Source organism: Chloroflexota bacterium, from assembly GCA_034717495.1.
Taxonomy (GTDB): Bacteria; Chloroflexota; Anaerolineae; order JAAEKA01; family JAAEKA01; genus JAYELL01.
Window position 1 is genome coordinate 19971 of the sequence record JAYELL010000015.1, and the last position, 11679, is coordinate 31649.

Annotated in this window: 11 protein-coding genes; all 11 read left to right on the forward strand. The window is 56.5% G+C overall.

Translation table 11 applies throughout. The annotated features are described in order from the left end of the window. The first annotated feature begins 133 nt into the window (after positions 1-133). Complete coding sequence (locus U9R25_03680) at positions 134-1096, forward strand: sugar phosphate isomerase/epimerase (GenBank protein ID MEA3334983.1); 963 nt, start codon at positions 134-136, stop codon at positions 1094-1096. A gap of 273 nt (positions 1097-1369) precedes the next feature. Continuing rightward, complete coding sequence (locus tag U9R25_03685) at positions 1370-2065, forward strand: GntR family transcriptional regulator (protein ID MEA3334984.1); 696 nt, start codon at positions 1370-1372, stop codon at positions 2063-2065. 289 nt (positions 2066-2354) lie between these two features. Continuing rightward, positions 2355-3746 carry an extracellular solute-binding protein gene (locus U9R25_03690; protein ID MEA3334985.1) on the forward strand — a complete coding sequence of 464 codons (1392 nt, stop codon included), beginning with the start codon at positions 2355-2357 and terminating at the stop codon, positions 3744-3746. 96 nt (positions 3747-3842) lie between these two features. After that, positions 3843-4802, forward strand: coding sequence for a sugar ABC transporter permease (locus U9R25_03695; protein MEA3334986.1), 960 nt, complete (start codon positions 3843-3845; stop codon positions 4800-4802). Positions 4803-4935: 133 nt separating this feature from the next. After that, the gene (locus U9R25_03700; protein MEA3334987.1) at positions 4936-5811 is read left to right on the forward strand and encodes a carbohydrate ABC transporter permease; all 876 of its coding nucleotides are present in this window, start codon (positions 4936-4938) and stop codon (positions 5809-5811) included. 37 nt (positions 5812-5848) lie between these two features. Continuing rightward, positions 5849-6934, forward strand: coding sequence for an ABC transporter ATP-binding protein (locus U9R25_03705; protein MEA3334988.1), 1086 nt, complete (start codon positions 5849-5851; stop codon positions 6932-6934). A gap of 4 nt (positions 6935-6938) precedes the next feature. Then, positions 6939-7994: an ABC transporter ATP-binding protein gene (locus tag U9R25_03710; GenBank protein MEA3334989.1), complete on the forward strand. Its 1056-nt coding sequence runs from the start codon at positions 6939-6941 to the stop codon at positions 7992-7994. 20 nt (positions 7995-8014) lie between these two features. Then, on the forward strand, positions 8015-8863 hold the full coding sequence (locus U9R25_03715; GenBank protein MEA3334990.1) for a sugar phosphate isomerase/epimerase: 849 nt from the start codon (positions 8015-8017) through the stop codon (positions 8861-8863). A 73-nt stretch (positions 8864-8936) separates the two neighbouring features. Then, the gene (locus U9R25_03720) at positions 8937-9983 is read left to right on the forward strand and encodes a sugar phosphate isomerase/epimerase family protein (protein MEA3334991.1); all 1047 of its coding nucleotides are present in this window, start codon (positions 8937-8939) and stop codon (positions 9981-9983) included. A 14-nt stretch (positions 9984-9997) separates the two neighbouring features. Continuing rightward, positions 9998-11191: a Gfo/Idh/MocA family oxidoreductase gene (locus tag U9R25_03725; protein ID MEA3334992.1), complete on the forward strand. Its 1194-nt coding sequence runs from the start codon at positions 9998-10000 to the stop codon at positions 11189-11191. A 39-nt stretch (positions 11192-11230) separates the two neighbouring features. Beyond that, complete coding sequence (locus U9R25_03730; GenBank protein ID MEA3334993.1) at positions 11231-11665, forward strand: hypothetical protein; 435 nt, start codon at positions 11231-11233, stop codon at positions 11663-11665. Positions 11666-11679 lie beyond the last annotated feature (14 nt).

An 11679-nucleotide genomic window follows, 5' to 3' on the forward strand; every position in this document is an offset into this window, starting at 1 on the left:
CGCGCTCCGCAGTCAAATTGGCTGCCGCCGGCCTTTGCGTATTACGCTCCACGGACGGCCTGCGCCACGCGTGGCATTGGCAATTGACCATTGACGAATTGACTATTGAATCCTTTAGCTACGGAGGTAAGCTATGCGAATCGGCGTATTCACCGCCCTATGGGGCAATCTTTCCTTTGAGCAAGCCATCGACATGGCGGTGGCATCGGGTGTTTCGGCAGTTGAAATCGGTGCCGGTGGCTATCCGGGCGTTCCCCATTGCCCGGTGGATGCGCTTCTGGAAAGCGAGACAGCTCGATCTGAGTACCTGGGCGCAATTCACTCGCGCGGCTTGATTCTCAGCGCTTTGAGCATCCACAACAACCCGGTCCATCCTGATCCGGCGGTTGCAGCCGAGGCGGACGAGACGTTCAAGAAGGCTGTGCGTCTGGCACAGTTATTGGAAGTGCCGGTGCTAAACACCTTTTCGGGCCTGCCTGCCGGCTCGCCTGACGACAAGATGCCTAACTGGGTGACCTGTCCATGGCCGCCCCATTTTCTGGAGATTCTCGATTACCAGTGGAATGACGTGACTATTCCCTATTGGCAAGGCGCCGCCAAATACGCCGAGGATTTCGGAATCAAGGTGGCTTTCGAGATGCATCCCGGCATGCTGGTTTACAATGTGGAGACCTTGCTGAAGCTGCGCGATGCGGCAGGCCCCGTGCTCGGCTGCAATTTCGATCCCAGCCATCTCTGGTGGAACGGAGTCGACCCGGTGGCGGCCATTCGCAAGCTGGGCGATGCCATCTTCCACGTCCACGGCAAGGATGTCTACGTCGACAACATCAATATCGCGGTCAATGGTTGTAACGACAACAAACCGTACGATCAGATCCTGGACCGGGCCTGGACCTTTCGCAGCATCGGCTATGGACATGGTGCCGACGCCTGGAAGGATATTGTCAGCGCGTTGCGGCTGGTGGGCTATGACTATGTCATTTCCATCGAGCACGAGGATGCCTTGATGTCGCAGGCAGAGGGTCTGGGCAAGGGCATTGCCCTGCTGCAGGAAGCCTGTGTATTCGAAGAGGCGGGCGAGATGTTCTGGGCCTGACGCAGGCCGCCCAGGGGTCGCGAGCCGCTTGACAATCTGGCAGCATCAGCGGTCTCTCTTCAGACGCCATCAAGGGCTGAGCGGTTATCTGAACGCATGGTCAAAGGTCGCTCACCCCAGGTTTCCGGCATGCCCATTTTTCAGATGAGCGATGGGATCAATGGTCGAGTTGAAAAACCCTTGACAGGTTGGTTTCAGGGTGTTATAATCGGCGCATACGAGCGATATACAGGTTGCATATCAGGGCGGTGTCGCCCACCAGGACTTCAAACATTGAGCGTTCAGCCTGACCCCACCTTCGCCTCTTCCACGGAAAACACCGCCGACTCATCTCTTCTTCTCCGTGATCTGGCCTATCAGCATATCAAGGATGCGATTCAACAATCCGATGTTCAACCGGGTGAGCCCATTTCCGAGACGCGCCTGTCGAGCGAGCTGGGCATCAGCCGGACGCCGGTGCGTGAGGCGCTTCAGATCCTGGCCCAGGAGGGATTGATTCAGATCATCCCTGGACGGGCGATCACTGTGGCAGCACCCTCACTGCGAGATGTCCAGGATGCGATCCACGTGCGTTTTCTTCTGGAGCCTGAACTGGCTCGTCTCGCTGCCAGGAATATCAGCGAGGAACAGCTTCAGACGCTGGCAGCAGCGCAACAGGAACTGGAACGGGCGGTTGCCGAACAAAATCGGGTAACCTGGACCAGGGTGGACAATGTCTGGCACGAGACGATATCTGCTGCGTGCCCCAATAAACTGTTGGGAGACCTGGCGTTACAGATCCGCAACCGGGTCTCTTTTTTGTCGATAGATGCCCAGGGAAACTGGGACCGACTCGCGAGTTGCACCGCTGAACATCGCGAGATTGTCGAGATGATCGCTGCAGGCGATTCCGAAGGCGCTGAGGAGGCTGCCAGCGCCCACCTCGGCAATTACCGGGAAAACATCTTCCAGAGATTGAGCCATCACTGAGCCCCCAATTGTCAATGTCAGAGGAAGATGCGACCATTGCCGACCAGGGTCTCATAGCCACCAACGAGGTTTCTCGGGCAGGAATAGGTAGGAAGCCCATTGGTTACTCACTGTCAGTAAAACCTGCCAACGTGATTGCTGAGTGCCACCAGTGCCCGACAGGTTTTTTGGTCAGCGCACAGCAAACCGGTCAAAGGAGGTGCCCAATAATTCAGATCAACCAGCTAAGTGAATTTCGACCATCGATCAATTTTGCGAAACACTCTCACACGAGGAGGAGTCAAATACGATGCGTAAGCACCTGTTACCCCTGTCACTGATCATGATTCTTGCTATGCTGTTTTCGGCCTGTGTGCCAGCAGCCCCTGCCCAGCCAGTCGCCGAAGCGCCGGCGGAAGAGGCCCCTGCAGTTGAGGAAGGCCCGGCGGTCGATGAGCTCAACATTCTCTGGGCCCAGTGGGACCCTGCCGACTATCTACAGCAGACAGCCGATCTGTACGAGGAAGAGACCGGCATCAAGGTCAATGTCGTTCAGGAACCCTGGCCTTCGTTCTATGACCTGTTTGCCGCCGAAGTGGCTGCGGGCGGCGATACCTGGGACATGGTGGTTGGCGACAGCCAGTGGATAGGCCAGATGACCAGCGAGGGCCACTATATGGATTTGACCGATTTCCTGAACGAAACCGGCCTGGCGGATAGCGTCGTGCCGGCCACCCTGACCTACTACGGCGAGTACCCCGCAGGCTCCGGCAGCTACTGGGCCTATCCCACCGAGGGTGACGCCGATGGGTGGGGCTATCGCAAAGACTTGTTCGAAGACCCCGACGAAATGGCTGCCTTCGAGGCGGAGTATGGCTATCCCCTGGACGTTCCTGAGACCTATGAGCAGTTCATGGACATTGCCAAGTTCTTCACCCGCCCCAGCGAAGGTCTCTATGGCGTCGGTATCTACACCAAGAAAGCCTACGATGCGATTACCATGGGCGTGGAAAACACGATGTTCCCCTGGGGCGCCGATTGGAAGGACGAAAACAACAACGTGCTGGGCGTCGTGAACTCGCCGGAAGCTGTCGCAGCGCTGGAGTACTACAAGGAGCTGTACGACTGCTGCCAGGGACCTGGGCTGAGTGATGCCTTCTTCACCGAGGTCAACGACGCGATGATCAATGGATCCATCGCCATGGCCATGAATTACTTTGCTTTCTTCCCGGCGCTGGTCAACTCGGGCACCAACCCCGACTACTACGACAAGATAGGCTTCTTCGCCAATCCCAAGGGACCAGACGGACACGGTGGCGCTGCCCTGGGTGGACAGGGTCTGAGCGTTGTCTCCCACGTCAGCCCGGAACGCCAGCAGGCTGCTCTGGACTTCATCGAGTGGTTTGGCCAGGACGATATCCAGGCCAAGTGGGCTGAGTTCGGTGGCTACACTACCAACTCGAAGGTGTTCGAATCTGAGGAGTTCCTGAATGCCACGCCCTACAACCGGGCATTTGCGGACACCATGACCTTTGTCAAGGACTTCTGGAACATCCCGATCTTCGGACAGCTCCTGGAGATCACCCAGCGTGAGTTTGGCAAGTATATCATCGAGGGTGAAGGTACAGCTCAGGAGGCCATGGATACCATCGCAGAGGAGCACGACAAGATCCTGCGCGATGCCGGCTATATCACCGAATAGCGGCTGAAGGTTTCCCACACAAAGGCTGGCCCAGTCGCTTGGGCCGGGCCAGCCTTCTGGCCGACATTTCATACTCCCCGACAAGGAACCTCAATCATGAGCGTAGCCCAAACGCAAACCGGCACGCCCCAGGTGCAACAGGAACGGCGGCGACGAGGTCTCAGCGACCGGGCCATCATCAGCCTGTTTATCTGGCCGACTTTGATCCTGCTGATTGCGTGGAACGTTTTCCCTCTCTTTTACAGTCTGTTTCTCTCTTTTACCGATTATTCCGCCATCTCACGCCAGGCGCCAACCTGGGTCGGCGTACAGAACTACATCGATATTCTCTCCAGCGACCGGCTTTGGGGTTATTTCTCCACCACTGGACGCTATACCGTTGTGGCTGTCGGTTTTGAGACCATTCTCGGCTTCACGCTGGCCATGCTGATCAAGGAAAAATTCAGGGGGAGCGGTCTGATCACTACCCTTATCCTGATTCCGATGATGCTTTCACCCGTGGTGGTGGGGCTGTTCTGGAAGCTGATGTACAATCCAACCTTTGGCTATTTCAACTACCTGCTTGGCTTCACAGACCCCACCAGGGCTCCAGACATGCTGGCGGGTCGGTTTGCCAATCAGCCAGTGCCCGACCTGGCCTTATGGTCAGTGGTGCTGGTGGATATCTGGATGTGGACGCCATTTCTCATGCTGCTGTCGCTGTCGGGGCTAAAGGCGATTCCGGAATACCTCTACGAAGCTGCTGTGATCGACCGGGCCAGCTCGTGGTTCCAATTTTGGCGCATAACACTTCCCCAGGTAATGCCGCTGTTGCTTATCGGTGTCCTATTCCGTACCATCGACGCCCTCAAGTCCTTTGATCTGGTCATGGGCATGACCAGCGGCGGACCTGGGGATCAAACTGAGTTGATTGCCGTCAATCTCTATCGCCAGGCGTTTCTCGGCCAGTTCCGGACCGGTGATGCCAGTGCTTTGGCCTATATCATCCTGATTATCATCATTTCCGTCAGCAATCTATTGATCCGGGCGATCAACCAGGGCAACACAGAGGGTTAAGGCCATGTCAGATTTTTATGAAAGCGGACCGGATTACGAGGTTACAGAGTCAATTCGGGTGGACAAGGTCAGTCCAAGCGCGCGCCGGCGAGGTCGTCTGCGAGCTCTGATTGTGCTGATTATCGCCATCATCATGTTGATCCCAATTTTTGTCATGATGATGACCGCCTTCAAGACCCGGGCCGAGGTCGTTTCAGTGCCGCCCAAGGTCTTCTTCGAGCCATCGCTGGAGGGCTTTGTCTTCCTGTTGACAGAGCGGGCGGTGGTCCCGCCAAATCGCATCGAGGAGTTTGAGCGCGCGGCAGCAGAGGGTAACCTGACCATGTTCGAGCAGGTTGCCTTCGACAGCGGCCAGGAGATCACTGGGCCGAGCGACTATATCAGGCGTCTGATGAACTCGGTGATCATTGCCGGGTTATCGACTTTGATATCGGTGGTATTGGGGTTTTTCGCAGCCTACGCGTTCAGCCGGTTCACCATACCTGGAGAGAACGATATTCTTTTCTTCATCCTGAGTACCCGTATGCTGCCGGCCGTGGTGGTCACGATTCCCTTGTTTCTGATGTACCGGCAGCTTGGCCTGCACGATACTCACATCGGTATGATCCTGCTTTACACGGTTTTCAACCTGTCCTTCTCGGTCTGGCTGCTGAAAGGTTTTATCGACGAGATTCCCAGGGAATATGAGGAGGCAGCTTTGGTGGATGGCTATACCAGGATGCAGACCGTGTTCAAGATCGTTTTGCCCCAGGCCATGACCGGCATCGCAGCCACCACCGTTTTCTGTCTGATCTTTGCCTGGAACGAGTATGCCTTCGCCCTGATGCTCACCAGCAACACCGCTCGCACGGCGCCACCGAGTATCGCGACCATGTTGGGTCGCGGCGGCATCGAGTGGTCTGCCATCGCGGCCGGCAGCCTTGGCTTTTTGATCCCTGTGGTCATTGTCGTTTTTCTGCTTCGCGACTACCTGGTGCGCGGAGTTACCTTCGGCGCCGTACGCAAATGACGGGCTGGGTTGCTCATATCATCCAGGAAATGAACCAATGGCAACAATAGAACTTCAAGATGTAGAGAAGAAATTCGGCGACAATCACGCCGTGAAACCGATGAACCTGACCATCAATGATGGCGAGTTTGTTGTGCTACTGGGCCCTTCGGGCTGCGGAAAGACTACCACGCTTCGTATGATCTCAGGGCTGGAGGCGGTCACCGGCGGCACGATTCTGCTGGACGACGAAAACGTGACGTGGCATCACCCCAGCGACCGGGACATGGCTTTCGTCTTCCAGCTTTACGGCCTGTATCCCCACATGACCGCACGCGAGAACATTGCGTTCCCGTTGAAAGCCGAGCGCCTGCCCCGAGACGAAATCGAGAAGCGCGTCTCTGAGGTTGTTGATCTCCTGCATATTGAACACCTGCTTCGGATGAAGCCTGGCAAGCTGAGTGGCGGCGACCAGCAGCGTGTCGCCCTGGCTCGCGCGCTGGTGCGCCGCCCGGCGGCTTTTCTGATGGATGAGCCGCTGGGTGCCCTCGATGCGGATTTCCGGGAGAGCATGCGCGCCGAGATCAAACAGCTTCACATCGACCAGAACGCCACCACAGTTTATGTTACCCACGATCAGATCGAGGCGATGGCCATGGGCGATCGCATCGTCGTCATGTCCGACGCCGAGATTCAGCAGGTCGGGACTCCGGCAGAGGTTTATTTCGATCCCTCAAGCCTGTTCGTCGCCCGTTTCATCGGCAGCCCCGGTATGAATCTGGTGACCGGACACTTCGCCGAAGGCGTTGTCGATCTGGGCAACCACAATCGTTTTTCCGTGCCTGCCGGGTGGCACCGTGATCTGGTGCGCGAGTTGGGAGGTGAAGGAAATGTCATCCTGGGTTTCCGTCCGGAAGCTGCGATCATTTCCGACGACGGGTCGTTGGTCGGCGATGTATACGCCAGCGACCTGATGGGCGCATTCACCATGCTGCATGTCAACATGAACGAGGAAGACATCGTTCACCTGAGGTCAGATCGCTCCAGGTTGTTCCCTACCGGTACGACGGTACGGTACGATGTGGATCCAGGGATGGTGCGTTTCTTTAACCCTGACACCGAAGAAGCGATCGTTCGGAGGTAGGGCCATGACCAATGTCAAGCTGCAAAACATGGTAAAAACGTTCTCCCGTGTGACTGCCTTGAACGATGTTTCCTTCGACGTCAGGGACGGTGAGTTTTTTGTACTGCTCGGCCCGACTGGCGCCGGCAAGACCACCACGCTTCGGGTGATTGCCGGGTTGGAGGACCTGGATTCGGGCGACATCTTTTTCGACGGTGAGTCGATCGCCGGGTATACCCCTGCGGATCGCGATGTTGCTTTTGTGTTTCAGCAGTACTCACTCTATCCAACGATGACGGTCTACGATAACCTGGCGTTTCCACTGAAGGCACCTGTTCGAAAGTTTAGCAAGCAGGAAATTTATCAGCGGGTTACCGATGTGGCCGAGATGTTGCGAATCTCCCACCTGCTGGACCGAAAAACGGCCAAGCTCTCCGGTGGTGAAATGCAGCGAGTGTCCATCGGGCGGGCTATCGTACGTCAACCGCGGATTTTCCTGATGGACGAGCCCCTTTCCAATCTGGACGCCAAACTACGCGAGGCGCTGCGTGTCGAGCTTCAACACCTGCAGAAGACCCAGAACAGCACGACTCTGTTTGTAACCCATGACCAGATCGAAGCGCTGACGATGGCCGATCGCATCGGAGTTCTAAACCTGGGCGAATTGGTCCAGGTCGGATCACCTGAGGACATTTACGACCGGCCGGCGACTACTTTCGTGGCACAACTGGTGGGCACTCCCCGGATCAATCTCGTGAGCGCAACGCGCAGCAATGGCAGGTTGCAGGTGAAGGACTCTGATCTGGACCTGGCCGTGCCACCATTGGATCTCCCGCAGGAATTCCTGCTGGGTGTGCGGCCTGAGGATGTCAAGATTGCTCCAGCAGCCAAGTTTACGGGCGAGATTGTGCTTTCCGAACCCTTGGGTGTGGAGACCATTCTGCACATACGTACCGGTGAAATGACTATTCTGAGCCTGATTCCCGGTATCACCGATGCAAGAATCGGTGACCAGGTCCGCTTCGACTTTGCCAGGGAACGCCTGCATTTCTTTGACGAAGAGGGCAAACGGATTCAGTAACGGGGCAAAGGAGAACCACTATGAGATTCGGTGTAAATACCTGGGTTTGGACGTCACCGCTCACGACGGCTGAGTTGGAAAGGCTGGCGCCGCACGTCGCCGGGATGGGTTTCGATTGGATCGAGGCACCGCTCGAAACCGTGGGAGACCTGGACTACGTGCGGGGTGCTGAGATCATCCGCGAGAATGGCCTGGGCGTAAGCACCTGTGCTGCCATGGGCCCTGATCGTGATCTGATTCATCCCGACCCTGCGGTTCGCGATAATGGCATGAACTACGTCCGGGCGTGCATCGAAGCGACGCAAGTCCTGGGTGCCACTAACCTGGTAGGGCCGCTCTATTCGGCCGTTGGTCGCACCTGGGAGATGACTGCCGGGGAACGGGCACGGGATACCGACCTGTTGGTCGAAAATCTCAAGTCGTTGGCAGCATACGCCGCCGATCACGGCGTCGTTCTGTGCCTGGAACCACTGAATCGCTTCGAGACCAGCTTCATCAATCTGGCCGATCAGGCCATAGCAGTGGTTGATCGTGTGGATAGTCCAGCCTGTCAGATATTGCTGGATACCTTTCACATGAACATCGAGGAGAAATCTCCAGGCGATGCCATTCGAGCTACCGGGACGCGTTTGAAACATCTACATGCCTGCGGCAACGATCGCGGCTCTCCAGGCAGCGGCAATATCGACTGGGTGGATATTGCCCAGGCGCTGGAAGAGATCGATTTTGAAGGTCCGGTGGTGATCGAGTCATTTACGGCCAAGGTCAAGAGTATTGCCCGGGCTGCCGCGATCTGGCGTTCACTGGCGCCCACGCAGGATGCGCTGGCCCAGGATGGACTGGTGTTTTTGAAGGAACTGTTTTCGTGAGCAACCATGGGGCGTGACGCCTGAAACGTGTTGCGAACCTCTACGATAAAATACTTTGCAAGGAGCAACTATCATGGGACGACCGGTTACACTATTCACCGGCCAGTGGGCAGATCTAACCTTTGATACGATCTGCGAGAAGGCCAAATCCTTTGGCTACGATGGCGTCGAGATCGCATGCTGGGGCGACCACTTCGAGGTCGACAAAGCGCTGGAAGATGACGCCTACCTGCAATCGCGCCGGGATATTCTTGACAAGCATGGCTTGCAGTGTTTTGCCATCAGCAATCACCTCGCCGGCCAGGCGGTGTGCGATCGAATAGATGAACGCCATGAGAGTATTCTGCCACCGCGGATATGGGGCGACGGCTCGCAAGATGGCGTGCGCTCCCGCGCCGCCGAAGAGATGAAGAATACTGCCCGCGCCGCGGCAAAGTTTGGCGTGGACGTGGTGCCAGGCTTCACCGGGTCACCCATCTGGCACATGGTTTATTCCTTCCCTCCCAATCCCCCCGATTTTCTGGAGAAGGGCCTGACTCTCTTCGCCGAGCTGTGGACACCCATCCTGGATGTGTTCAAGGAGCAGGGTGTGAAGTTTGCCCTCGAGGTACATCCAACCGAGATTGCCTTCGACATCGCCAGCGCCGAGAGCGCCATCGAGGCCCTCGATGGACACAGTGCGTTTGGCTTCAACTACGACCCGAGCCACTTCGGCTATCAAGGCGTGGATTATGTTGGATTCATTCGCAAGTTTGCCTCCCGCGTCTTCCACGTGCACATGAAGGACGTGTACTGGTCTTCGGGTCCCATGGAAGCTGGCGTTTTTGGTGGCCACCTCAACTTCGGTGACCCGAGGCGCTTCTGGGACTTCCGCTCCGTCGGTCGGGGCTCGATCGTTTTCGAGGATGTCATTCGCGCCTTGAACGATATTGGCTACGATGGACCTCTCTCGGTGGAATGGGAGGATGCCAGGATGGACCGCGAGCATGGCGCCACCGAGTCGGCCGCCTTCGTGCGCAATCTGGACTTTGAACCGGCGGCTGTGGCGTTCGATGCTGCTTTTGCATCCGACTCTGAGTCTGACCTGATCAGCCCGCAGGAATACGTGGAACGACGATAAGCAAGGAGACAATCATGAGCGAAGATACTGGTTTCACCACCATGGCAGGTCCGGCGGCTGAGGGGGAAGCACCGGAGATCGGCGTGGGAATGCTGGGCTATGCCTTTATGGGCAAGGCACACACGAACGCATACAAAACCATTCCCTATATGATGTATCCGCCGCCCGCGATTCCCAGGTTGGTAGCGATTTCGGGGCGCAATGAGGTGGCTGTGGCGCAGGCAGCCAGGCGCTATGGCTACGAAAAGTATTACACAGACTGGCGGGATATGATCGAGGACCCCGATGTCCAGATGTTGGATAACGGTGGTCCCAATAATCTACATGCCGGTCCCGCCGCGCTGGCTGCCCAATACGGCAAACATGTCCTGTGTGAGAAGCCGTTAGCCCGCACCGCGGACGAGGCCAGGGCGATGTTGGACGCGGTTGAGAAAGCCGGCGTCAAACATATGACGGCCTTCAACTATCGTTTTGTGCCCGCCATTCGACTGATTCGCAATCTGATCGATCAGGGTAAACTGGGTCGCATCTATCACTTCCGCGCCGTGTACCTTCAGGAGTGGATCATGCCCCACTATGGCACACCCAAGATCTGGCGCCTGAACAAGGAAGTGGCCGGCAGTGGTGCCCTGGGCGACCTGGGTGCCCATATTATCGACCTGGCCCACTATCTGGTGGGCGGTATCAGCTCGATTGCCGGTATGACCACTACCTTCATCAAGGAGCGGGACAAGGAAGAGGGTGGCACTGGCGTTGTCGATGTGGACGATGCGTTTGCGGCTGCCATGGAGTTCGAAAATGGGGCTCTGGGCACCCTGGAGTGTTCGCGCTTTGCTGCCGGCCGCAAAAACTATAACAGCTTCGAGATCAACGGTGAAAAGGGAAGTGTGCGTTTCAACATGGAGCGCCTGAATGAACTGGAGGTCTTCTGGGTGGGCGAAGAGCCGAAGGAAACTCAGGGTTTTCACGTGATCAACGTCTCCGAGGGCTATCATCCCTGGTGGGGCAATTGGTGGCCTCAGGGACATATCATCGGCTGGGAGCACACCTTCGTCCATGAAATCACGCATTTCCTCGATGCTATCGTCAATGACAAGGACGTTGGGCCTCACGGGGCCACGTTTGAGGATGGGTATCGTTGTAACGTCGTCTGCGACGCGATTGCCGAGTCGCAAGAGACCAGAAGACATATCGACATAAAGTACTAGCTAATTGTCAATGGCTGAGAACTTGACTAAGGATTGATCATGGAGAAAAGACGACCTCACGTGCCGAAAGGCCTTCTCATCGCCATCCCTGTTTTTTTGGTCCTGGGTGTGATCGCGGGTCCTATCATCCGTGCTCTTGTACCACCCGAAAAGTTGGCTTCCAACATCCTTCTCTATGGCCTTCCTTTTATCTTGGTGTTTATTGGTATCCTTCTGGCCTACATTTCCTTTATCTGGGCTGTGGCCAGCGTGCTGAACAACAATGTATCTGCCCGAACCTTCAAGTGGATCGAACGGATAGCCATCGCGGGCATCCTGCTGGGCATTTTTTGCATATTCCAGCCCTGGATATTTGGCCTCTTCGGCCGCGGCTTTGTGCTGCTGTTGGCTTCCCTGCTGTTTTACATTCTGTGGAGCCATATTGTGGCCAAACCGATTGAGGATGAGGAAGTCCAGGCCTTGCCGGGTACGTGAGACCACCCAGGCTG